We start from the raw sequence: 23,269 nt of genomic DNA, 5'->3' as shown, positions 1-23,269 counted from the left end.
GCTTCCAAATCTCACTTCCAAGGAAACCGTATGATGAATCGTCGCAAAGTATTGGCCCTGGCCGCGCTGGCCGCCGCAACCATCGGCATGTCCGCTTCCGCTTTCGCCGCGGATCCGCTGAAGATCGGCTTCGTCTACGTCGGCCCGGTCGGCGACGCCGGCTGGACCTACGCCCACGACCAGGCCCGCCTGGCGATGGAGAAGGAACTCGGCGCCAAGGTCAAGACCACCTACGTGGAAAACGTGCCGGAAGGCGCGGACGCCGAACGCGTGATCCGCAAGCTGGTCGCAGAAGGCAACAAACTGATTTTCACCACCTCGTTCGGCTACATGAACCCGACCGAGAAAGTCGCCAAGACCACGCCGGGCGTGGTGTTCCTGCACGCCACCGGCTTCAAGACCGGCAAGAACCTGGGCACCTACGAATCGCGCTTGTACGAAGGCGCCTATCTGAACGGCGTCATCGCCGGCAAGATGACCAAGTCGAACACGCTGGGCTTCATCGCCTCCTTCCCGGTGCCTGAGGTGATCCGCAACATCAACGCCTACACGCTGGGCGCGCAAAGCGTCAACCCGGCCATCAAGACCAAGGTGATCTGGGTGAGCTCGTGGTACGACCCGGCGAAAGAGCGCCAGGCGGCTGAAACCCTGGTGGCGCAAGGCGCCGACGTGATGGCGCAGAACACCGACTCGCCGGCCACGCTGCAAGTGGCGCAGGAAAAAGGCGTGTACGCATTCGGCTGGGATTCGGACATGTCCAAGTTCGCACCGAAGGCGCACCTGACGGCGGCCACCAACAACTGGGCCACCTACTACACCGAGACCGCCAAGGCCGTACTGGCCGGTACCTGGAAAACCGGCGAATACCGTGGCGGCATGAAGGAAGGCATGGTCAAGATGTCGGCGCTGAACGCCGTCGTGCCGGCCGCCGCCGCCAAGATCTTCGAAGAGAAGAAGGCCGCGCTCACCGCCGGCACCTTCAATCCGTTCACCGGTCCGATCAAGGACCAGTCGGGCGCGGTCAAGTACGCCGCCGGCGTGCCGGTGCCGCTGAAGGACCTGCTGTCGATGAACTTCTACGTGCAAGGCGTGGAAGGCTCGATTCCAAAGTGAACCCGGATCCGGTCCTGTTGAACGACTGGCACCCGGTCGCGATCTCGCAGCAGATCGCGACCGGCGCGGTCACGGCCACCGATCTGCTGGACACGCGCCTGGCTCTTTGGCGCGACAGCGGCGGTGTGCTGCACGCGTGGGAAGACCGCTGCCCCCATCGCGGCACTCGCCTGTCGATGGGCTCTTTGCACAACGATACGCTGCGCTGCGCCTACCACGGCTGGACCTTCGGCAGCGAAGGCCGCTGCAAGCACATTCCCGCCCTGCCCGCGCTGGGCGAGCCCAACCTGAAGGCGCAGGTCGCCACCTTCAACGTGCGCGAACGCCATGGACTGGTATGGGTCTGCCTCGGCATGCCCGCCCAGCCGGAGCCGCCGCGCTTCCCCGAATTTTCCGACGCCGCGCTGCGCAAGGTCTGGTGCGGACCGTACGACGTGCAAAGCAGCGGGCCGCGCATCGTCGAGAACTTCCTCGACATGGCGCACTTCGCCTTTGTCCACGAAGGCATCCTCGGCGCGCAGGAGCAGGCCGCCATCGCCGACTACACCGTCGAAAGCTTCGACGATGCGGACTACGGCAGCGGCGTCTGGGCCAAACAATGCCGCGCATGGCAGCCGCAGGCCAGCAAGGCCGCCACCGGCGGCAGCGACATCGAGTACAGCTACCGCGTGGTGCGGCCGCTGACCGCAGTGCTGACCAAGCATCCGCCGGACAGCGTGCGCGAGGCGATCGCGCTGATGCTGCAGCCGCTGACCGAAACCACCACGCGCGTCTGGATCATCCTTGCGCTGAACGACTTCACCTCCAGCGACGACGACCTGCGCGCCTTCCAGGACACCATCTTCCTGCAGGACCAGCCGATACTGGAAAGCCAGAGCCCGGCCAAGCTGCCGCTGATCCCCGGCGCCGAAGTGTCGGTGGTATGCGACCGCATGTCGCTGGCCTACCGCGCCTACCTGAAGCAGCAGAATCTGCACTACGGAGTACTACGATGAGCGCACCGACACCGCAAGACCACGAATTCCTCACCCGCGTGCTGGCGCTGGCGCAGCGCTCGCGCGACGAAGGCCACCATCCGTTCGCCGCCATGGTGGTCGCCGCCGACGGCACCGTCATCTCGGAGGCGATGAACGCCTCCAGCAGCGACCGCACAGCGCACGCCGAGATGAACGCGCTGCGACAGGCTTCCCAGCGCCACAGCCCCGAACAGCTGGCCACCGCCACGCTGTACGCCAACGCCGAGCCGTGCGCCATGTGCGCCGGCGGCACCTACTGGAGCGGCGTCGGTCGCGTGGTATATGCGATGTCGGAAGCGAGTCTGCTGGAACTGACCGGCAGCGATCCGGAAAACCCGACCTTGTCGCTGCCCTGCCGCGACGTGTTCGCGCGCGGCCAGCGCCCGACTGAAGTCATCGGCCCGATGCGGGAAGATGAGGCGCGCGTCGCGCACGCCGGATTCTGGCATAAATAGAGGCACAAATAGCGGCACAAATAGCTGATGCATTCCGTACCGCCGAGGATCATAATTGTGATCCGGCGTGACGGAGATCGACGTGGCAAATCGGACAAAATTGCGGGGCGTGGCTGCGCTGTATGCGCTGATGCTGGCGGCTTGCGGCGGAGGCGGAGGCGGCAACGGCGGCCCCGGCTCGGCGTCCGCCTTCCTGCATCTGGGTTCGTTCGGACCGCGCCGGCTGGTCAGCACCATCCCCAGCGCCAGCATCGCCCCGGTGCAACTGGTCGATAACCAGGAAACCCTGCTGGCGCAGGCCGACCTGGTGTTCGTGGACGCCATCGGCACCGGCTTCTCGCAAGCGGTCGCGCCCAGCGCCAACCAGGATTTCTGGGGCGTCGACAGCGACGCCGCCGCCTTCCGCGATTTTGTGCAGCGTTATATCGCCGTCAACAAGCGCGAAGCCTCGCCCAAATTCCTGCTCGGCGAATCGTACGGCGCGCCCCGCACGGCGGTGCTGGCCAACCTGCTGGAAATCGCCGGCGTCCAGCTGGCGGGCGTGGTGCTGCACTCGGCCATCATGGACTACAACAGCAACTGCGGCGTGCTCGATCCAGGCGCCATCAGCTGCGAGGGCTACATCCCCACCTACGCCGCCACCAGCGCCTACCACGGCCGGGCCACGCCGGCGCCGGCCGACTTCAACGCCTTCGTCCAGCAGGCGCGCAGCTTCGCCGCCGGCGACTATCGCAGCGCCATCGCGGCTTATCTGACGAACAAGGTTGCGCCGCCGGCCAGCGTGATCGCGCAACTGGTCAACGACACCGGCATACCCACGCTGACCTGGCAGCAGAACTTCGACATGGGACCGGGCTATTACCAAGCCAACGCCGTCCCCGGCCAGCTGCTAGGCCGCTACGACGCCCGCGTCTCGGCGCCCGCCGGCAGCGCGCTGACGGTGGACGGCGATCCGTCGCTGACGGTGATCAACGCCGCCTTCTCCAGCAGCATCGCCACCTACCTGACCGGCGAGCTGCATTACAGCGCGCGCTCGGGCTACGTCAGCTTCAACGACATCGTCAACCGCTGGAACTTCAGCCACGACGGCAGGCAGCTGCCGGACACCCTGCCCGACCTGGCCGCCGCCATGACGCTGAACCCGAAACTGCGGGTCATGGCCGTCAACGGCTATCACGACCTGGCCACGCCCTTCCACCAGACCGAGCTCGATTTGGCGCGCTTGGGCACCAATCCGTTAATTGTGCTGAAATATTATGCAAGCGGCCATATGACGTATCTGGACGACACTGCGCGCCGCTTGCAGCAAAGTGATTTGATTAATTTCGTTAATAGCGTCACAGTTGCACAATAAAGCCGCGCATCGGGCTAAAAGGCGATGCTGGGGAGACAACCATGAAACAGCTGTTCCAGTTGGCGATATTGGCCGCCGCCGCCGCGTACACCGGCGCGGGCGCGCTGGCGCAAGCACCGCAGCCCGAAACCGCGGCACCCACCGTGCTGTCGGCGCCCGTACATCCCGACCCGTATATCCCGCCCAGCATGCGCAAGCCGCCCCGTGACGGCGCGGCCGGCCCGGTGCTGCAGTTCCATGCGATGCAAAAGCTGAAGAAACGCTTTGAAGAGGCAGACCTCAACGGCGACGGCTACCTGAGCCGCGACGAGGCGCACAAGGCCGGCCTCGGCTTTGTCGAAAAGAACTTCGACCATATCGACAGCGCCCAGCGCGGCAGCGTCAACTTTGAAGACTTGAAAGCCTTCATCATCCAGCGCCGCGAGGAATCGCGCTCGCGCTGAACTCCCGCCTCAGGTGGCCGGCGGGGCGTCGCGGCGCGGCAGCGTCAGCGTGAAGACCGAGCCCTCGCCGGGACTGCTGCGCAGGGTCAGGCTGCCCTCGTGCACCTCGGCCAGCTGGCGCGAAATGTACAAGCCCAATCCCAGTCCTGCCGGCGCCGACGTGCCGGCGCCGCGCTCGTACGGCTCAAAAATCGTTTGCTGGTGTTCCGGCGCCACGCCGGCGCCCTGGTCGCGCACGTCCACCCGCACCTGGTCCTGCTCGACGTGCAAAGTCACCGTCACCGGCTGCGCGGCGCCGTAGCGCAGCGCGTTGGTCAGCAGGTTGACGACGATCTGTTCGATGCGGAACTCGTCCCACCAGCCGCTGACCGGCGTGGGCGCGTCCAGCGTGATGCTGCTGCCGGCGATGCCGGCCTGCGGCGTCAGGTCCTGCACCAGCCGGCGCAGCAGGCCGGACAGCTCGACCCAGCCCGGCCGCAGCGACAGCTTGCCGCTGCGGATGCGCGACACGTCCAGCATGTCGTCGATCAAGCGGATGATGCTCTGGATCTGGCGGTCGTCGCGCGCCACCATGCGCTGCAGCTGCTCGGCGCCGAAGGCCGCCATATTGCCACGCTCCAGCTGCATCTTGCGCAGCTGGGTTTCCAGGTACAGCGTGTTGAGCGGCGTGCGCATCTCGTGCGACACCATGGACATGAATTCGTCGCGCATCGCCAGCGCGCGCTGCAGCTGGGCTTGCGCGGCGTTCAGCTCGGCCAGCGTGGCTTCCTGCTGCTGCCGTGCCAGCTCCAGCGCCTCGACCTGGCGCCGCATCGCCTCGCGCTGCTCGTACAGCGCCACGAACACCTGCACCTTGCCGTTGACGGCGCGGGCATCGAGCGGCTTGTACAGCACATCGACCGCGCCCGCCTCGTAGCTCTTGAACGAGTAATTCAGCTCCTTGCCGGCCGCCGTGACGAACACGATGGGGATGTGCCGCGTCTTGTCGGTGCCGCGCATCAGCTCGGCCAGCTCGAAGCCGTCCATGCCCGGCATCTGCACGTCGAGGATGGCCATGGCGAAGTCGTGCTGCAACAGCAGCGCCAGCGCCTCCTCGCCCGAGCCGGCCTGGTGGATCTCGCGGCCCTCGCCGCGGATGATCGCGTTCAGCGCCTGCAGGTTTTCCGGCAGATCGTCGACGATCAGCAATTTGGTCGGGTGCTCGGCTTGCATTAATAGTTCTCCAGCATCAACAGCAATGTGTGTATATCGTCCAACGGCAGGATCAGGTCCGGCGCCCGCAAACGGATGGCTTCCCGCGGCATGGTCGGCACTTCCGCCTCGGCCGGATCCTGCACCACCGTCAGGCCGCCGGCGCGGCCGATGGCGGCCAAGCCGGCGGCGCCGTCCTGGTTGGCCCCCGTCAGCAGGATGCCGGCCAGCGCCGGGCCGTAGGCGTCGGCCGCCGATTCCATCAGGTAATCAATCGCCGGCCGCGCAAAGTGCAGCGGAGCCTCGCAGCTGAGCGAAAAACTGCGATCCGTCTCAACAGACAAATGGTAGCCGGAACCGCCAAAATACAGCGTTCCGGACAACACCGGCTCCTTGTCGGCGGCCTCCCGCACCGGCAACGCCATGCGCTGCTGGAACACCTCGGCCAGCAGGCTTTGGCGGCCGTCCGGCATGTGCAGCAAGGCCACCACGGCGCGGCCATAGCCCGCCGGCAAGCCCGGCAACAGGCGCAGCAGCGCGCCCACGCCGCCGGCCGAGGCGCCGATCACCACCGCCTCGATGGCGCGCCCGGCCAGCGCGGCCTTGATGGACTCGGCGGCGGTCGGCGCCATGTCAGCGCTTCCGGAACAGCCGTTCGCGCTTCACCACCGGCTCGAAGTTCGGCGCATAGGCGGAGAAATCGATGCTTTCCTTGCTGCCCAGGCCGAGGAAGCCCCGATGGCACAGCGATTCGTAAAACAGGCCGAAAGCGCGCTCCTGCAACTTTTTCTTAAAGTAAATCATGACGTTGCGGCAGCTGATCAGGTGGGTTTCCGCGAACACCGAGTCGGTGGCCAGGCTGTGGTCGGCGAAGGTGACGTTTTCGCACAGCGCGCCGTCGAACAGCGCGGCGTCGTAGGCCGCCGTGTAGTAGTCGGAAAAACTGCGGGTGCCGCCGGCCGCCTGGTAGTTCCCGGCGTACTCGCGCACCGCGTCCAGCGGGAACACGCCCTTGCGCGCCTTGTCCAGCGACTGCGGATTGATGTCGGTGGCGTAGATCATGCTGCGTTCCAGCAAGCCCTCTTCCTTCAGCAGGATGGCCATTGAAAACACTTCCTCGCCGGTGCTGCAGCCGGCGATCCAGATCTTCAGCGACGGGTAGGTGCGCAGCACCGGCACCACGTGTTCGCGCAGCGCCGCGTAGTAGCTCGGGTCGCGGAACATCGACGTCACCGGTATCGTCAGGAATTGCAGCAGCTGGCTGAACGCGGCCGGCTCGTGCATGATGCGCGCCTGCAGCGCCGAGATGCTGGCGCAATCCATCTCGCGCAGCGCGTGCAGCACGCGGCGCTTTTGCGAGGCGCCGGTGTAGTCGCGGAAGTCGTAGCTGTATTTCATGTAGATGGCTTCCATCAACACTTTGAGCTCGATGTCGGTGTCACTATGTTGCATGGTAAGACCCTTGCATCGTCAGGTCCGTTCACCGTTCGGCATCCACACCCGCAGCAGCGAGTACATGCGCGACAGGTCGATCGGCTTGGCCAGGTAGTCGCTGGCGCCGGCCGCCAGGCACTGCTCCTGGTCGTCCTTCATGGCCTTGGCCGTGATGGCGATGATCGGCAGGCGGGCAAAGCGGGCTTCGGCGCGGATGCGGCGCGTCGCCTCCAGGCCGTCCATGCCCGGCATCATCACGTCCATCAGCACCAGGTCGATGTCCGGCACCTCGTTGAGCTTGGCGATCGCCTCGAAGCCGTTGCGGCCCACCTCGACCAGCACGCCTTTCTGCTCCAGCGCGCTGGTCAGCGCGAAGATGTTGCGCACGTCGTCGTCCACCAGCAGGATGCGGCGGCCCTCGAACACGCGGTCGCGCGAGCGCACCGTGCGCAGCATGTTCTGCCGCTCGCTGGACAAATCGGCCTCGACCTTGTGCAGGAACAGCGTCACCTCGTCGAGCAGGCGCTCCGGCGAACGGGCGCCCTTGATGATGATGGAGCGTGAATACTTGTGCAGGTCGGCCTCCTCGGCGCGCGACAGGTTGCGGCCGGTGTAGACGATCACCGGCGGGAAGGCCGCCAGCGATTCGCCCGCCATGCGCTGCAGCAGCTCGTTGCCCTGCATGTCGGGCAGCTTGAGGTCGATGATCATGCAATCGTAGACGGTGGTGCGCAGCAGCGCCAGCGCTTCCTCGCCGCTGCCGACGGCGACGATCTCGACATCGTCGTCGGAGATCAGCTGCACCACGCTGTCGCGCTGGCGGCTGTCGTCCTCGACCAGCAGCACGCGCTTGATCTTCTGCGTCAGCTTGCCTTCGATGCGGCGGAACACTTCCATCAGCTGCTCGCGGGTGGTCGGCTTCAGCGCGAAGCCGATCGCGCCCAGGTGCAGCGCCGCCTCGCCGTTGTCGGAACCGGACACCACGTGCACCGGAATGTGGCGCGTCTGCGCATCGTCCTTCAGCAGCTGCAGCACCGACAGGCCGGAACGGTCCGGCAGGCGGATGTCGAGCAGCACCGCGTCCGGCCGGTATTCGCGCGCCAGCGCCAGCCCCTCGTCGGCGTCGAAGCCGACCAGGCAGCTGTATTGTTTTTCGTGCGCCAGGTCGTACAGGATGCGGGCGAAGGTGGCGTCGTCCTCGATCACCAGCACCAGGCGGCGGCCGGCCGCGGCGCCCTCCTCCAGCAGCGCGCGGTCGTCGTCGAAGGCGCGTTCGCGCGGCGGCGGCGGCAACGGCGATGGCGACGGCGCCGCGGCGTCGTACTCGACCGCCCAGGCCGGCGGCGGCGCAGGACTGGCGACGGCCGTGCTGCCGGACCTTGCCGCCGGCGCAGTCCACACCAGCGGCAAGGTCAGCGTGAAGCAGCTGCCCTTGCCCGGTTCGCTGATCAGGCCGATGTCGCCGCCCAGCAACTGCGCCAGGTCGCGCGAGATCGACAGGCCGAGTCCGGTGCCGCCGTACTTGCGGCTGGTGGTGCCGTCGGCCTGCTGGAAGGCGTTGAAGATGCCCTGCTGGTCTTCGGCGCGGATGCCGATGCCGCTGTCCTGCACCGAGAAGGCGACACGTTCGGCGCCCGCCGCCCGTACCGCCAGCGTGATCTGGCCGGTGCTGGTGAACTTGAGCGCGTTCGACAGCAGGTTCTTGAGGATCTGTTCCAGCCGCTGGCGGTCGGTGACCATGTCGTGGACCAGCTCGTCGGCGATCCGCACGTGGAAGGCCAGTTTCTTTTGCTGCGCCAGCGGGTCGAACACCATCGCCATGCCTTCGACCACGTGGCGTACCGACAGCTGCTCCGGCACCAGGTCCAGCTTGCCCGCCTCGACCTTGGAAATGTCGAGGATATCGTTGATCAGGTTCAGCAGGTCGTTGCCGGCCGAATAGATCGTGTTGGCGAAGCGCACCTGCTCCTCGTTCAGGTTGCCGGCCGTGTTTTCCGACAGCAGCTTGGCCAGGATCAGCGAGCTGTTGAGCGGCGTACGCAGCTCGTGCGACATATTGGCCAGGAATTGCGATTTGTACTGGCTGGCGCGTTCCAGCTCGGTGGCGCGCTCCTCCAGGTCCAGCTGCGCCTTGCTCAGCGCGGCGTTCTTCTGGTCCAGCGCCACGCCCTGCTCGGCCAGCTGCTCGTTGGTCTGCTCCAGCTCGGCCTTCTGGTTTTCCAGGCTGGCCTGCGACTCTTCCAGCACGCGCGACTGTTCCTCCAGCTCCTCGTTGGCGGTGCGCAGCTCTTCCTGCTGCACCTGCAGTTCCTCGTTGAGCTGCTGGGTTTCGACCAGCACTTCCTGCAGGCGCTGGCGCGACGAGCTGGCTTCGATGGCGTTGCCGACATTGCCCTTCACCATGGTCAGGAAATCGACGTCGCGCTCGGAGATCGGGCGCAGCAGGCCCAGCTCGACCACGCCGTTGATCTCGCCATCGTTGTCGAGCGGCGCCAGCAGCACGCTGGCCGGCGCGCCGCCGCCGAGGCCGGAACTGACCTGGATGTAGTCGGCCGGCACATTGTCCAGCCGGAGCACGCGGCGTTGCAGCGCCGCCTGCGCGACCAGGCTTTCAGCCGGCTTGATGCGCTGCTCGCGCTGCGCCCACTCGTCGCTGAAGCCGTACGAGGCCACGCGCTGGAAACTGCCGTCGTCGGCGCGCAGGTACAGCGCGCCGACCACCACATCCATGTAGCGCGCCATGAATTGCAGCAGCGCCGCCGACAGCTGCGGCAGCGCCAGCTGGCCTATGCCCTGCTGCGCCAGCTCGCTCTGGCCGGTGCGCAGCCAGGCCTGCCGCGCCAGCGTTTCGGCATGCGTGGTGTGCTCGCGCAGCGCCAGGTCGTAGACCTTGGACAGGCCCATCAAATCGCGCCGGCCGAACCAGGCCAGGATGCCGCCGACGCCCAGCGTCAGCAGCAGATAGGTGGCGGCCACCCAGGTGGTCACGCTGCGCGCGCTGTCGTTGCGGTCCTGGCGCATCCGCTGCTCCATGGCGATGAAGGCATCGATCTGGCGGCGGATTTCATCGAACTGGGTCTTGCCGCGGCCGGTCTTGGCGGGACCGGTCACGTCGCCGTTGGCGGCGCGCAGCCGTATCATTTCCTGCGCATACTGGTCCCACTGCAATTGCTGGGCGCCGATGACGCTCAGCCGGTCCAGCTGGACCGGACTGTCGTCGACCAGCTGCCCCAGCGACTTCAGACCGGTGGCGACCTTGGGCTTGGCCAGCGTGTACGGTTCGAGAAAGCTTTCATCGCCGGTCAGCATGTAGCCGCGCAGGCCGGTTTCCATGTCCACCATCTGCTTGCTGATTTCGTTGGCGCTGCCGATCACGCGTTCGCTGTGCTCGACCCAGTTCATCGTATTGACCAGGTAAGCCAGCAAGACGACAAACACCCCGGCGCTGACCACGCCGGCGGCCAGCGGCAGCGTGACGTTGCGCGCGAGGATGCGGCGGAAGCCGCTTTCATCCATGGACGACAGATTGGGCATGGTTCTGCCAGGTAGCGAGGAAAGCTGGAAGTTTAGCTCAAACACAAAACTGCTATACCGGCAAAAACCAATCGTGCGCTAGGGAAATAACATAAAAATCAGGCCGCCTCGGGCCAGATCACGCCGTCGGCGCGCACCGTGGTGCGGTTCAGGATGCGGCGGCCGGGGCCGACCGGCGTCGCCTTGTGCGCGACGTGCAGGTTGTCGGCCACCACCACGTCGCCGGGCAGCCAATGGTGGCGGTAGGTGGCGCCGGGGCGCGAGTAATGGCGGTCCACCGCCTGCATCAACGCCTGCGAGCGTTCCGGCCCGTAGCCCAGCACGCCGCCGGTCAGGCCCAGGTTCAGGTACAGCGCCGGAATGCCGGTTTTCGGGTGCTTCAACACCAGCGGGTGCACCACGCCGTTGCGGTGCGCGGTCCGCAGGGCGTCGAATTCCTCGCGGATTTCCGGCTGCAGCTCGGCATAGGCTTGCTGCAAATCGGTGAACAAGGTGTCGCCGCCCTCGCTTGATTGCGCCACCGAGTACCAGAAACTGATCGGCGTCGGCTCCGCGCGGAACGAGCCGTCCGAATGCCAGTAGCGGCCGACGTCGACGTGGCCATCCTCGGGCCGGCTGGCGACGCGGAAGATTTCCGGCAAGCCGTCCAGCTGGCCGCGCATGGCCGGAAAAGTCTCCAGGCTGCCGAACAGTTCGGTGGCGGCGACCTGCTCCGGCGGCGTCAGCGACTGGCCGCGTATCACCAGCATGCCGTACTGCAGCAACGCCGAGCGCAGCAACTGCGCGGTGCCGGGACCGGCCTGGCGCAAGTCCACGCCTTCGATGGTGGCGCCAAAGCTCAAGGGTAAGGGGGTAATGTTCATACGGCCTCCAGGGCTGAAAAGTATGAAATCACTATAATCCCGCACAACTCTGCTGATAATATAGGCGAATCTGCAATCACCTTTGCGCCAGACGCAAAGCCTGCCATGGACCGATTCGCTGAACTCAAAGCCTTCTGCCTGGTCGCCAGCAATGGCGGCTTTTCCGCCGCCGCCCGCCACCTGGGCGTGGCCACGTCCTCGGTCACCCGGCTGGTCGACGCGCTGGAAGTGCGCCTCGGCGCCCCCTTGCTGAACCGCTCGACCCGCAGCATCACGCTGACCGACAGCGGCCGCAACTACTATGAGCACGCGACGCAGATCCTGGCCGCGCTGGACGAGGCCGACGACGCCGCTTCCGGCCGCGACAGCGAAGCGGTCGGCGTGCTGCGCGTGGCCGCGCCGGTGACCCTGGCGATCCGCACCATCGGCCCGCTGCTGCCGGAGCTGGTGCGGCGCTACCCGAAGATGGCGCTGGACATGCGGCTCAGCGACAACTACACCAATATGGTCGACGAGGCGATCGACCTGGCGATCCGCATCGGCACGCCGGAGCGGCAGCCCAACCTGATCGCGCGCAAGCTGGCCGGCCACCGGCGCCACATCTGCGCCAGCCCCGAATATCTGCGCCAGCACGGCAGGCCGCACGCGCCGGCCGACCTGACCGGCCACAACTGCCTGCAGTTTTCCTACGGCGCCAGCCGCCAGACCTGGAAGCTGCGGCGCGGCGGCCAGGAGGCCGAGATCGAGGTGCACGGCAGCCTCAGCGTGAATAATTCGGAGATGCTGCGGCAAGCAGCGTTGAGCGGGTTGGGCCTGGCGCTGCTGCCGGCCTGGCTGATCCACCAGGACCTGGAGCAGGGCATGCTGGTGCCGGTGCTGGATCTGTACGAAACCAACCCCGGCGACATGGATGTGGGAATTTATGCCTTGTATCCGGCCAGCCGCCGCGGTTCGGTGAAGATACGCGTCTTCACCGAACTGCTGACGGCGGCGCTGCAAACTTACAGCTTGTAGTTCAGACCCAGCAAGAACTGGCGGCCGTAGGTGGTGTAGCGCTCGGGCGCGTAGGAGCCGCCCGAGAATGGATCGCCCTGGCGGGTCTGGTAAGGCGAGTTGTTCAGGTTGTTCACCTGGAACAGGAAGGACAGGCCCTTGTAGCGGCCCTGCTCGATCGCGTAGCCCAGCTGCAGGTCGATCTGGCGCTCGGCCAGGATCTCGCTGAAGGCGCGCTGCGCGAACAGGCCGGTGACCTCGCCGCGATAGGCCGAGCGGTAGCGGCGGCTGGCGCGCGCCGAGTAGCCAGACTGCTCGTAGTAGACGGTGAAGTTGGACACCACGCCCGACAGCCCCGGCAGTTTCTCCTTGGTGCCCGGACCGTTGGGATGGATGGTGCTCTCGGTGCCGGACATGCTGCCGGTCACGCCGAAGCCTTCCAGCGGCGCCCACAGCAGGCCGCCGTCCAGCGCGCCCGACAGTTCCACGCCCTTGACCATGCCGCCGGTGCCGTTGGCTGGACGGTTCAAGGTGCCGATATCCTGGATCGGCACGACGGCCGACGGATTCGGGAAGCCGGCAAAGCTGAACGCGGTCTGCTGGTTGTAGATGTAGCTTTGCAGCTTCTTGTACCACAGCGCGCCGGCGATGTAGCTGCGCTTGCCCATGTACTTTTCCATCGACAAATCATACGAGTTGGCGCGCCACGGCTCCAGCTGCGGATTGCCGCCGCTGCCGTTCCACATGCGGGTGGTGGCGTCGACGCCGCCGGAGATGCCGGCGCGCATGTCCGACATCTGCGGACGGGCCACCGTCTTGGCCGCGCCGAAGCGCAGGTTGGTGGTGCTCAGGTACTTGTCGAGGTCGAAGTTCAGGTTCACGCTCGGCAGCCAGTCGGTGTAGCTGGCGCCGCCGGTGATCGAGCCCAGCTTGCCGGAGTTGACGGTGGTGCCGCGCGATTTCTGGTCGACGTTGACGGCCTGCACGCCGATGTTGCCGCGCAGCGGGAACGGACCGACGTCGGTGTCGATGCCGACGCGGCCATAGGCGGTGGTGACTTTCTCGGTCACGCCCCAGTCCTGCAGCGCCTGGTCGTCCGGGCGGGCCGGCTGCATGGTGTAGTACTTGTTCAACGCGCCCAGCACGTCATAGGTCAGCACGCGCGGGATGCCGGCGAAGGCCAGCGAGGTCGACGGCTCGATCAGGTCGGACGACACCGTGGCCGGCGCGCGGCCGTTCTTCAGGTTCCAGTAGTTGTTGGTGTCGGCGTGGGTCTTCTCGCGCTTGCTGTAGTTGACGCCGCCTTCGACGTTGCGGAACATGCCGTCCAGGTCGCGCTTGGCCGACAGCTTGAGCGAACCCAGCGAATCTTCCACCACCGGATGGTGCATGTCCGCATCCTTGCCCCAGCCGCCGACGTCGGTCAGCTTGATGATCTGCGGATCGGCGAAGTTCAGGCTGGGCGTGAAGGTCGGCAGGCCGCTGGCGGTCGGGATCTTGAACTGGAAGTTGTTGTCGGTGATGTGCGATCCGGCAGGGCCCAGGCCGGCGTAGGTTTCCAGCACCATCTCGCGCCGCTTGGCGGTCGAGTAGGACAGGTCGCCGACCAGGGTCCAGCGGTCCTGCTTGAACTGGTTGTTCCAGCCCACGGCGCCAAGCTGGTCCTTGCGCTGGTTGAAGTCGTTGCGCACGATGGGTTCCAGGTTGACCAGCGCGCCGCCCACCAGCAGGCGGGTGCCGCCCTGCGTGACGATCTGCGGATTGTTGTAGGTGACGTCGCTCCACTGGTGCGAGTTCCACATCATGCCGCGCATGGTGGTGTCTTCCTTGAACTCGGAATAGTACAGGTCCAGCGAGGTGCGGAATTCCTTGGACGGACGGTATTCGATCACGCCCATCAGGCCGTCGCGCTTCTGCTTGCGCGAGGTCGCCGTGACTTCGGCGCCCTTCAGCGCCACCACGTCCTCGTCGCCTTTCGGCAGCTTGTTGTCGGTGCCCCACCACCACGATTTGTATTCCTGCTGCTGGCCCGGCGAATCCAGGTGCGCGTAGCCGATCGCCACGCCCAGCGTGTTGTTCATGAACTGATCGACATACGACGCGCTGAGGCGGTTGCCGTTGGCCGGCGTGTTCGAGTTCAGCTTGCCGTTGGAGTTGTGTTCGCCGCGCGCGTTGAACACGATGCTGCGCTCGCGCAGGTCCAGCGGACGCACCGTGTGCAGGTCCACCGTGCCGGACAGGCCGCCGCCGGCCAGCGAGGCGTCCGGCGTCTTGTAGACGGTGACGCCGTTGATCAGCTCGGACGGATACTGGTCGTATTCGGCGCCGCGGTTGTTGCTGGTCGAGACCAGCTCGCGGCCGTTCATCAGCGTGCCGGAAAAGTCCGGCGCCAGGCCGCGGATCGAGATCGACTGCGCGCGGCCTTCGACGCGCTGCGCCGTCAGGCCGGCCAGGCGGGCGATCGACTCGGCGATCGACACGTCCGGCAGCTTGCCGATGTCTTCGGCGGTGACCGCCTCGACGATGGAATCGGAATCGCGCTTGATCGCCATCGAGGTCTCGATGCTGCGGCGGATGCCGGTGACGACCACCGACTGGACTTCCTTGTCCTCGGCCGCGGCGCCGTTGGCCGGTCCCTGCTGCGCCCAGGCCGGGCTGGCGGAGAGGGCCCAGGCCAGCGTGGCGCAGGCGGCGGCGATCGGGGTCAATGCGAGTGGATGTGTCTGCTTTCTCATGTTGTCTCTCTCTTTATAGTTTTACTGGTTACGACTAACGGAACGGCTGTGGTGCGGTGCTGCTGGTCATCCAGTCCTGCGCGGACTGGTGGACCTCATAAACCTGCGTGCCAAACGACTGGAACAGGGATTCGATATCGGCCACCGGCGCCTTGGTGAAATCGAGCGCCGGCACCGGCGCGGCGGCGGCGTTGGTGACCAGGCCCCAGGTGCCGTTGCCCTGCCCGCCCTTGTTGTTGACCACCTTCCAGGTCCACGCCGTGGCTGCCCAGCCGTACTTGGCGTAGGTATCGAAGGAAGCGCGCGTGACCTGGCCGCCGAGGTCCAGGCCCAGCCCGGTCCACGGCTGCGTCTCGCCGATGAAGAACGCGGTGTCGACCGCCTTGATCTTGTTGTCCCACTCGCACACGCCGCTGTTGCCGCCGCCGCTGCAGGTCAGCCAGTCCTTGTGCACCTGCAGGCCGATCTGGCCCCAGCCGAACAGGCCCGGGTAGAAGTGCATCTCGAACGCGACATTGCTCATGCCCTGTTCGGACGGCTTGCCATAGGCGCTGATGTTGCCGCTGTTGTGGCCGGGCAGGATGACGACGTGGTTCGGGTCGACCGCGCGGATCGCCGTGTACAGCGTCTTGACGACGGCGGCCAGGTTGGCGGCGGTGGTGCCCCACGGCTCGTTGAGCACGCTGTAGCCGGCGACCGACGCGCGGTCCTTGTAGCGGCCGGCGATCTGCTGCCACAGCCAGACGGTGCGCTCCTGGTATTCCGGCGTGCTCCAGTACAGGTTCTTGTTGGCGCAGCCGCTGTACTGTTCCCATCCCTGCGCGCCGACGGCGCCGTGCAGGTCGAGGATCACGTACATGCCGCGCTTTTCGGCCTGGGCGATGGCGTCGTCCAGGTAGCGCCAGGCGTCGGCGCGCAAGTGGCGCGGATTCTTTTCGTCCTCGACCACGCTGTAGATGAACGGCAGGCGCACCAGGTTCAGGCCGAACTTCTGCATCTGGTCCCAGTCGCGGGTGGTGATCCAGTTGTCGCGGAACAGCTGCATCAGGCGCTGGCGCTCGGCATAGCCGAAGCGGCTGTCGAAGTTGGCTTCCAGCTTGCACTCGTCGTCGATGCCGGCGCTGCCCTGCCCCATCATCCAGAATTCATTGATCAGCCAGTTGCCGAGGTTGACGCCCTTGAGCGCGGCCTGGCTGCCGTCGGCCTTCAGCCACTTGCTTCCCTGCGTGTGCAGCATGGTCGGCGTCACCGGCACCGGCGTGACCGGAGTCAGCTTGATGGCTTCCGCCACCGGCGGCGCGGGCGGCACGGGCGCGGACGACGGACCGGCGCCACTGCCGCCGCCGCAGCCGGCAAGCGCCAGCAAGGTCACTAATATAGATCGGTATGACATGGCATCCCCTTGTGTGGAAGCGCTTCCATTTTTGTTCTGAAAAAACTGCCGCGCGACGACGCGGCAGCGCTTTTTTATTTCCAGGTGAAGGTGGCGACGCTGGCTGCCGGCAAGGTATAGCTGAAGCTCTGCTTGCCCTGGCGCACCGCGAAGCTGCGCGGCTCCTTCGCCGAGTTCACCACCAGCAGCGCCACCGAACCGTCGTCGGCGTTGCGGAAGGCCACCGTGTCGAGCTGGTCGTAGCCGCTGGTCGACGCGATGCGGCGCGCGCCCTGGCGCACGAAGCGGCTGGCGTGGGCCAGCGCGTAATATTCCTCGTTGCGGGTGACCTTGCCGTCGCGGCTGTCGATGGTGACGACGCCGCGGCAATCGTTGCAGCCGCCCAGGTGCGGGCCGTCGTGTTCGTCCAGCGCCAGGTTCCACAGCAGCACGCCCTTGGCCCAGCCGCGCGTGGTGCCGATCACCAGTGTGCGGGCGAAGTGCTGCAGATTGTCCGACCATACCGGCGCCCATTTGCCGCCCGAGCATTCGGTGAAGTAGGTGTCCTTGTCGGGCCAGCGGTCATGCAGCGCGGCCTGCACGCGCACGTCGCCGCCGTAGCAGTGCCAGGCGATGCCGTTGACGTATTTGTTCGCCACCGGATCCTTCAGCACGTCGGCCGGCGAGCCCGGCTCGTCCCAGTTGTGGTCCCAGTCCAGGATGCGGGTTTGCGGATGTTCCTTCGCCAGCAGCGGCCCCAGGTGGCCGCCGATGAAGGCGGCGCGCTTGGCCGGATCCACGCGCATGCCGGGATAATCCTTGGGCTCGAAGTGCGGCTCGTTCTGCAAGGTCAGCGCGTAGATCGGCACGCCCTCCTTCTCGTAGGCGCCGACATAGCGCGACAGGTAGGCGGCGAACGGCGCGAACGCTTCCGGCTTCAAGGTGCCCTGGATCAGGCTGTCGGTGGATTTCATCCAGCCCGGCGCGCTCCACGGCGACGCCATCACGCGCAGCCTGGGATTGATCGCCAGCGCGGCCTTGGTGATCGGCAGCACGTCGGCGCGGTTGGGTTCGATGGAGAAATGCGCCAGCGTGGGATCGGTCTGGCCTTTCGGCATGTCGTCGAAGCTGTAGTGCTGGCGCGAGAAATCGGAGGCGCCGATGGTCAGGCGGGTGAAGCTGAAGCCCAGCCCCGGCGCCTTGCCGAACAGTTCGTTGAGCAAGGCGCTGCGCTGCTGCTCGTTCATGCGGTTCCGCATCAGCCAGGCGGAAGCGTCGGTGATGGCGGCGCCGAAGCCCACCATTTCCTGGTAGCGCTGCGACGGATCGACCTCGATGATGGTGGCGGCAGCGGCGCCCGGCTTGAACTGGGCATCGGCGCCGCGCGCCAGCAATTGCGTCTGGTCGCCGGTGGTGATCCATGCCCGCACCCTGGCCTGCGCCTGAGCGGGCGCGTGCACGCACAGCAGCAAGGCCGGCACCGCGAACAGGCGGGGAAGGCGTTTCAAGACATGCTGCAAAGGCGAAGGGCGCAAGGCTCCGTCGCCCGGCATAGCGGGGCTGGCTGTCAACATTCTGTCTCCGTGCAGAAGGATCGTTGCCCTTCCGTCTATCGTTTATTCACTTATGAATTAAATGGAATCGTTTCCACTTATTGAATTAACTATAGCACCGGCAATTCTTGAATGTCAACGAAAGCGAATGAAGTGTTGCGCGGAAGTGCCGCAGGCTGCAACAGCAGCCATGCGGTTTAACGAGGTGAAACTCCTAGCTGTGTTGCAGCGTCTCGACGCATTGTCGAGTATCGCATCCCGAGCTGTTGAGCACGCGCTCGGACACCTCGGGCGGAATGCTGTTGCTGGCCATGTAAACGGCGGCATCCTCCACGCTCAGCATGTCCTTGAAAATGCGTCCTACTTCGACCTTAGCGGCGACTAGAGGGTCTTTTCTTCTGCACGGGCTCATGATGTTCCTATTAAAAGGTCAAATGGCCAGTCCAGTTTATGCTGCAACGCACAACTCTGCAATTTCTTCTTTTCTATTGCAAGTCGCTGTTTGATTGCTATTGTGCAGGCACCTCCCAGCCGCCGCCCAGGGCCTTGTAGACCGCCACCAGCGAGGTGGCGGCGCCGGCCTGGGCTTGCGCCAGGCGGTCGCGCGCGGACAACAGTTCGCGCTCGGCGTCGAGCACCGTCAGGAAATCGGTCGAGCCGACCTTGAAACGCTCACGCGCGATCACGGCGGCCTGCTCCGACGACTGGGCCGCCTCGAACAGCAGCTCGGTCTGGCGCTGGGTGCGGGTGTAGCTGGCCAGCGCGCCTTCCGTCTCCTCCAGCGCGCCCAGCACCGCTTTCTCGTAGCCGATCACCACCGCGTCGTTGCGCGCATCGGCGGCGCTGATCTGCGCGCGGATGCGGCCGAAGTCGATCAGGTTCCACGTCAGCTGCGCGCCGAGGTTGTAGACATACGAAGCGCCCTTGCCCAAGTCGCTGAAGTGCGACGAGTTCTGTCCCAGCGTGCCGCCCAGCGACAGCACCGGGAACAGCGCGCTGCGCGCCACGCCGACCTGCGCCGCTGCCGCCGCCACCTGCGCCTCGGCCAGCTGGATGTCCGGCCGGCGCCGCAGCAGCGAGGCCGGCGAACCGATGCTGGACAACTGCACCGCCTTCAACCCGGGCAACGGCCGCACCGGTCCCAGTTCCGCGTCGAGCGCGGTCGGCTGCAGGCCGCACAGCACCGCCAGCCGATAGCGCGTGCGTATCAAGGCCGCCTCCAGCGCCGGAATATTGGCCGCCGTCGATTTCACCAGGGCCCGCGCGCGTTCGCTGTCGAGCGCCGTGCCGCGGCCCACGTCGAGCCGCGCGTCGACCAGCTCCAGCGCCGCCTGCTGCGTCTCCAGCGACGCCACGGCCACGCGCAGCTGCTTCTGCAGACCGCGCAGGTCGAAGTAGTTGCGCGCCACCTCGGCCGTCACGCTGACCTGCGCCGCCCGCACGCCGGCCGCGCCGGCCAGCACGTTGGCCTGCGCCGCCTTGCGCGCGTCGCCGAGACGGCCGAACAGGTCGGCCTCCCAGGCGACGTCGAAGCCAACCGAGTAGTTGTTGTTGGTCTTGACCACGCCGGCGTCGTTCGGCGCGCGGATGCGTGCCGCGCCGGCATCGAGGCCGATGCTGGGCAGCAGCTGCGCGTCGGCGTAGCGGTTCAGCGCGCGCGCTTCGCGCAGGCTGGCGGCGGCGCTGCGGATATCGGTATTGGCCTTCAGCGCCCGCTGCACCAGCGTGTCGAGCAGCGGGTCGTTGAAGGCGTGCCAGAATTCACCGACCGGTTCCCCTGCGACGGCCGACGGCGCGTTGGCGAAGCCGCTGTCCAGCGCGGGCTCGAATTTCTTGACCGGCGGCGCGCTGGAGCACGCCGTCAACACCAGCGCGACGCCGATGACGACGGCCGGATGGCTACGATGCTGGCTCATACTTCCCCCTTGCGCGGCGGATCGGCATCGTCGATGCCGGGATGGAATGGATGGGCCGCGGCCTCGATCTGGTGCCGCAGTTCGGCCGAATGCGCGCGGCGCTTCTCGGTGCCCTTGCGCAGCAACGAGTAGAACACCGGCGTCAGGAAGATGCCGAACGAGGTCACGCCAACCATGCCCGAGAACACGGCGATCCCCATCGCGCGGCGCATCTCGCTGCCGGCGCCGCTGCCCAGAATCAGCGGAATCACGCCGGCGCAGAAGGCGATCGACGTCATCAGGATAGGCCGCAGGCGCAGATGGCAGGCGTTGACGATGGCCTCCATCATCGGCTGCCCCTGCTCCTCCAGCTCCTTGGCGAATTCCACGATCAGGATCGCGTTCTTGCACGCCAGGCCGACCAGCACCACCAGCGCCACCTGCGTGAACAGGTTCAGGTCTCCGCCTTGCGAGAACGGCGGGAAGTGCGATATCCACACGCCGAACAGCGCCGACAGGATACACATCGGCACGATCATGATGATGGCCAGCGGCAGGCTCCAGCTTTCATACTGCGCAGTCAGCACCAGCACCACCAGCACCACGGACAGGAACAGCACCGCCGCCAGCGTCGGTATCTTGACGTTGATGCCGGGCAGCGTGATGTCGCGCGTGAGCCGGTCCTGGTAGGTCAGGTCGGTCCATTCGTACGACATCCCGCGCGGCAGCTGCTTGACCAGGCGTTCGATCTCGGATTCCGCCTGGCCGCTGGAGAAGCCCGGCTTGGCGGCGCCGTTGACGTCGGCCGAGGGGAAGCCGTTGTAGCGCGTCACGCGCGTCGGGCCGAAGGTCGGATTGACCTGCATCACGGAACCCAGCGGCACCATCTGGCCCGCCGAGTTGCGCGTCTCCAGGTTGGTGATGCTGTCGGCGCGCGAGCGGAACGGCGCGTCGGCCTGCACCACCACCTGGTAGGTCTTGCCGAAGCGCGTGAAGTCGTTCACGTACAGCGAGCCGAGGTTGATCTGCAGCGTGTCGTAGATCTCCTGCAGCGGCAGGCCCATTTGCTTGGCCTTGGTGCGGTCGACGTCGGCGAACAGCTGCGGCACGTTGATGTCGTAGTTCGAATACGGCGTGCCGATGCTGGACTTGGGATTGCCGTAGATCGGCCCGAGTATGCCGCCCCAGACCGCGCCATACAGCGCCTGCTCGCCCTGGCCGCCGCGGTCCTGCACCTGCAGCTTGAAGCCGCCCGCGTTGCCCAGGCCGTCCACCGCCGGCGGGGGCACGACGAACATGCGCGCGCCCTGGATCGCCTGGATGGCGCCATTGACCTTGCCGAGGATGGCGTCCTTGGACAAGGCGCGCGTGGTGCGCTCCTCGAACGGCGCCAGGCCGAAGAAGACGATGCCCTCGTTCGGCGACGACGAGAAGCCGGCGATCGACAGGCCGGGGAAGGCGATCGAATCGACGATGCCCGGCACCTTGAGCGCGATGTCGCTCATGTCGCGGATGACCTTCTCGGTGCGCGCCAGCGACGAACCGGCGGGCAGCTGGGCGATGCCGATCAGGTACTGCTTGTCCGGCGCCGGCACGAAGCCGCTGGGAATGCGCGTGAACAGCAGGCCGGTACACAGCAGCAGCACGCCGTAGACCACCAGCGCCAGCGATTTGCGCTGCAGCAGCCCGGTCACGCCGCGTCCATAGGCCTTGCTGCGGCGCTGGAACATGCAGTTAAACCAGTGGAAGAATTTGCCGAACAGCTTGTCCATCACCACCATGATCTTGTCTTTGGGCGCGTCGTGTGGGCGCAGCAGCAGCGCCGCCAGGGCCGGCGACAAGGTCAGCGAATTGAACGCCGAGATCACCGTGGAAATCGCGATCGTCGCCGCGAACTGCTTGTAGAACTGGCCGGACAGGCCGGGCACGAAGGTCAGCGGGATGAACACGGCGCACAGCACCAGCGCGATGGCGATGATAGGTCCGCTCACCTCGCGCATCGCGCGCACCGTGGCGTCGTGCGGCGTCAGGCCGTCGGCGATGTTGCGCTCGACGTTTTCCACCACCACGATGGCGTCGTCGACCACGATGCCGATCGCCAGCACCAGCCCGAACAGGGTCAGCGTGTTGATCGAGTAGCCCAGCAACAGCAGCATCGCGAACGTGCCGATGATGGAGATAGGCACCGCCAGCAGCGGGATCACCGAGGCGCGCCAGGTCTGCAGGAAGATGATCACCACCAGCACCACCAGCAGCACCGCCTCGATCAGCGTGTGCACCACTTTCTCGATCGAGGTCTGCACGAAGCGCGTGGGGTCGTAGACGATGTCGTAGTCGACACCCTTGGGGAAGTTCTTCTTGGCGTTCTCCATCGTCGCGCGCACGTCGTTCGACAGCTTCAGCGCGTTCGAGCCGGGCGCCTGGAAGATACCGATGGCCGCCGCCTCCTTGTTGTTCAGCAGGCTGCGCAGCGAATACGAGTTGGCGCTGATCTCCGCCCGGCCGACATCCTTGATGCGCACCAGCGCACCGGTCGCGGGATCGCTGCGGACGATGATCTCGGCGAAATCCTCCTCCTTGATCAGCCGCCCCTGCGCATTGACCTGCAGCTGGAAGTCGGTGTCGTTGGGCGCCGGCGGCGAGCCGACCACGCCGGCCGCCACTTGCGCGTTCTGCTCGCGGATCGCCGCCACCACGTCGCCGGCGGTCATGTTGCGCGCCGCCAGCTGGCGCGGATTGAGCCAGATGCGCATCGCGTAGTCGCCGGAACCGAACAGCAGCACCGAGCCCATGCCGGGCACGCGCAGCAGGTCGTCGCGCACGTTCAGGTTGGCGTAGTTGCGCAGGTAGAGCGCGTCGTGGCTGTTGTCCGGAGAGACCATGTGCACCACCATGGTCAGGTTGGGCGACTGCTTCTCGGTCGTCACGCCGATCTGGCGCACGATGTCGGGCAGGCGCGGCAAGGCGCGGTTGATGCGGTTCTGCACCGCCGTCTCGGCCTGCTCGGGCACCGTGCCGATCTTGAAGGTCACCGTCAGCGTCATGCTGCCGTCGGCTGTGGCCTGGCTTTCGAAGTACAGCATGTGTTCCAGGCCGTTGATCTGCTCTTCCAGCGGCGCGGCCACGGTTTCCGAAATCACGCGCGGATTGGCGCCGGGGAACTGGGCCCGCACCACGATCTGCGGCGGCGCCACTTCCGGATACTCGGAGATCGGCAGCTGGAAGATCGCCAGCAGGCCGACCATGAAAATGAAAATCGAGAGGACGGTGGCGAAGCGCGGGCGGTCGATGAAAAATCGCGAGATATCCATGCGCCGC

16 protein-coding genes are annotated in these 23,269 nt (G+C 66.1%); 6 read left to right on the top strand and 10 right to left on the bottom strand.

Going from position 1 to position 23,269, the window contains the following annotated elements; genetic code table 11:
- The first annotated feature begins 30 nt into the window (after nt 1–30).
- From ABWW33_RS22750 to ABWW33_RS22730, 5 genes are all read left to right on the top strand, one after another.
- A complete protein-coding gene (locus ABWW33_RS22750) occupies nt 31–1,113 on the top strand; it encodes a BMP family ABC transporter substrate-binding protein (protein WP_176653034.1) in 1,083 nt (360 codons plus the stop codon).
- Nucleotides 1,114–1,130: 17 nt separating this feature from the next.
- Nucleotides 1,131–2,108, top strand: coding sequence for an aromatic ring-hydroxylating dioxygenase subunit alpha (locus ABWW33_RS22745; RefSeq protein ID WP_353403868.1), 978 nt, complete (start codon nt 1,131–1,133; stop codon nt 2,106–2,108).
- The gene (locus ABWW33_RS22740) at nt 2,105–2,584 is read left to right on the top strand and encodes a nucleoside deaminase (protein ID WP_353403867.1); all 480 of its coding nucleotides are present in this window, start codon (nt 2,105–2,107) and stop codon (nt 2,582–2,584) included. Before ABWW33_RS22745 ends, ABWW33_RS22740 begins: the two co-directional genes overlap by 4 nt.
- A gap of 82 nt (nt 2,585–2,666) precedes the next feature.
- Nucleotides 2,667–3,938, top strand: coding sequence for a S10 family serine carboxypeptidase-like protein (locus ABWW33_RS22735; protein WP_353403866.1), 1,272 nt, complete (start codon nt 2,667–2,669; stop codon nt 3,936–3,938).
- 41 nt (nt 3,939–3,979) lie between these two features.
- Nucleotides 3,980–4,381: an EF-hand domain-containing protein gene (locus tag ABWW33_RS22730; protein ID WP_218087855.1), complete on the top strand. Its 402-nt coding sequence runs from the start codon at nt 3,980–3,982 to the stop codon at nt 4,379–4,381.
- 9 nt (nt 4,382–4,390) lie between these two features.
- Here ABWW33_RS22730 and ABWW33_RS22725 read toward each other — a convergent pair whose 3' ends face one another.
- The 5 genes from ABWW33_RS22725 to ABWW33_RS22705 form a co-directional block, all read right to left on the bottom strand.
- Entirely contained in the window at nt 4,391–5,593 is a 1,203-nt protein-coding gene (locus ABWW33_RS22725; RefSeq protein WP_353403865.1) for a hybrid sensor histidine kinase/response regulator, read from the bottom strand.
- Nucleotides 5,593–6,204 carry a chemotaxis protein CheB gene (locus tag ABWW33_RS22720; protein ID WP_353403864.1) on the bottom strand — a complete coding sequence of 204 codons (612 nt, stop codon included), beginning with the start codon at nt 6,202–6,204 and terminating at the stop codon, nt 5,593–5,595. Before ABWW33_RS22720 ends, ABWW33_RS22725 begins: the two co-directional genes overlap by 1 nt.
- A 1-nt stretch (nt 6,205) precedes the next feature.
- A complete protein-coding gene (locus tag ABWW33_RS22715; protein WP_176653038.1) occupies nt 6,206–7,024 on the bottom strand; it encodes a CheR family methyltransferase in 819 nt (272 codons plus the stop codon).
- Between the two features lie 18 nt (nt 7,025–7,042).
- Nucleotides 7,043–10,540 (bottom strand): response regulator, encoded by a 3,498-nt coding sequence (locus ABWW33_RS22710; protein WP_353403863.1) that lies wholly within the window; start codon nt 10,538–10,540, stop codon nt 7,043–7,045.
- Nucleotides 10,541–10,638: 98 nt separating this feature from the next.
- Nucleotides 10,639–11,403 (bottom strand): TauD/TfdA dioxygenase family protein, encoded by a 765-nt coding sequence (locus ABWW33_RS22705; protein ID WP_176653040.1) that lies wholly within the window; start codon nt 11,401–11,403, stop codon nt 10,639–10,641.
- A gap of 105 nt (nt 11,404–11,508) precedes the next feature.
- On the opposite strand from ABWW33_RS22705, the gene ABWW33_RS22700 reads away from it, so the two are divergent.
- Complete coding sequence (locus tag ABWW33_RS22700) at nt 11,509–12,417, top strand: LysR family transcriptional regulator (protein ID WP_353403862.1); 909 nt, start codon at nt 11,509–11,511, stop codon at nt 12,415–12,417.
- On the opposite strand, the gene ABWW33_RS22695 is transcribed toward ABWW33_RS22700, so the two are convergent.
- The 5 genes from ABWW33_RS22695 to ABWW33_RS22675 all read right to left on the bottom strand — a co-directional run bounded on the left by ABWW33_RS22695 (nt 12,405) and on the right by ABWW33_RS22675 (nt 23,262).
- On the bottom strand, nt 12,405–15,131 hold the full coding sequence (locus tag ABWW33_RS22695) for a TonB-dependent receptor (RefSeq protein ID WP_353403861.1): 2,727 nt from the start codon (nt 15,129–15,131) through the stop codon (nt 12,405–12,407). The two genes, ABWW33_RS22700 and ABWW33_RS22695, sit on opposite strands and share 13 nt — an antisense overlap.
- A 34-nt stretch (nt 15,132–15,165) precedes the next feature.
- The gene (locus tag ABWW33_RS22690; RefSeq protein WP_353403860.1) at nt 15,166–16,524 is read right to left on the bottom strand and encodes a glycoside hydrolase family 5 protein; all 1,359 of its coding nucleotides are present in this window, start codon (nt 16,522–16,524) and stop codon (nt 15,166–15,168) included.
- Between the two features lie 74 nt (nt 16,525–16,598).
- Nucleotides 16,599–18,011 carry a glycoside hydrolase family 30 protein gene (locus tag ABWW33_RS22685; RefSeq protein ID WP_353403859.1) on the bottom strand — a complete coding sequence of 471 codons (1,413 nt, stop codon included), beginning with the start codon at nt 18,009–18,011 and terminating at the stop codon, nt 16,599–16,601.
- Between the two features lie 554 nt (nt 18,012–18,565).
- Nucleotides 18,566–19,972: an efflux transporter outer membrane subunit gene (locus tag ABWW33_RS22680; protein WP_353403858.1), complete on the bottom strand. Its 1,407-nt coding sequence runs from the start codon at nt 19,970–19,972 to the stop codon at nt 18,566–18,568.
- The gene (locus tag ABWW33_RS22675) at nt 19,969–23,262 is read right to left on the bottom strand and encodes an efflux RND transporter permease subunit (RefSeq protein ID WP_353403857.1); all 3,294 of its coding nucleotides are present in this window, start codon (nt 23,260–23,262) and stop codon (nt 19,969–19,971) included. The genes ABWW33_RS22680 and ABWW33_RS22675 overlap by 4 nt, the downstream gene beginning before the upstream one ends.
- Nucleotides 23,263–23,269: the final 7 nt, after the last annotated feature.

The organism is Duganella hordei (assembly GCF_040369125.1).
Taxonomy (GTDB): domain Bacteria; phylum Pseudomonadota; class Gammaproteobacteria; order Burkholderiales; family Burkholderiaceae_D; genus Rugamonas; species Rugamonas hordei.
Note: the sequence above shows the minus strand (reverse complement) of the source record. Positions and strands in the feature narration are given on the sequence as shown.

Bases quoted from the DNA above. Each gene is read 5' to 3' on its own strand.
- ABWW33_RS22700 (WP_353403862.1), top strand. From the start codon at position 11,509: ATGGACCGATTCGCTGAACTCAAAGCCTTCTGCCTGGTCGCCAGCAAT.
- ABWW33_RS22715 (WP_176653038.1), bottom strand. From the start codon at position 7,024: ATGCAACATAGTGACACCGACATCGAGCTCAAAGTGTTGATGGAAGCC.
- ABWW33_RS22680 (WP_353403858.1), bottom strand. From the start codon at position 19,972: ATGAGCCAGCATCGTAGCCATCCGGCCGTCGTCATCGGCGTCGCGCTG.
- ABWW33_RS22695 (WP_353403861.1), bottom strand. From the start codon at position 15,131: ATGAGAAAGCAGACACATCCACTCGCATTGACCCCGATCGCCGCCGCC.
- ABWW33_RS22740 (WP_353403867.1), top strand. From the start codon at position 2,105: ATGAGCGCACCGACACCGCAAGACCACGAATTCCTCACCCGCGTGCTG.
- ABWW33_RS22690 (WP_353403860.1), bottom strand. From the start codon at position 16,524: ATGTCATACCGATCTATATTAGTGACCTTGCTGGCGCTTGCCGGCTGC.
- ABWW33_RS22730 (WP_218087855.1), top strand. From the start codon at position 3,980: ATGAAACAGCTGTTCCAGTTGGCGATATTGGCCGCCGCCGCCGCGTAC.
- ABWW33_RS22720 (WP_353403864.1), bottom strand. From the start codon at position 6,204: ATGGCGCCGACCGCCGCCGAGTCCATCAAGGCCGCGCTGGCCGGGCGC.
- ABWW33_RS22725 (WP_353403865.1), bottom strand. From the start codon at position 5,593: ATGCAAGCCGAGCACCCGACCAAATTGCTGATCGTCGACGATCTGCCG.
- ABWW33_RS22710 (WP_353403863.1), bottom strand. From the start codon at position 10,540: ATGCCCAATCTGTCGTCCATGGATGAAAGCGGCTTCCGCCGCATCCTC.
- ABWW33_RS22750 (WP_176653034.1), top strand. From the start codon at position 31: ATGATGAATCGTCGCAAAGTATTGGCCCTGGCCGCGCTGGCCGCCGCA.
- ABWW33_RS22705 (WP_176653040.1), bottom strand. From the start codon at position 11,403: ATGAACATTACCCCCTTACCCTTGAGCTTTGGCGCCACCATCGAAGGC.
- ABWW33_RS22675 (WP_353403857.1), bottom strand. From the start codon at position 23,262: ATGGATATCTCGCGATTTTTCATCGACCGCCCGCGCTTCGCCACCGTC.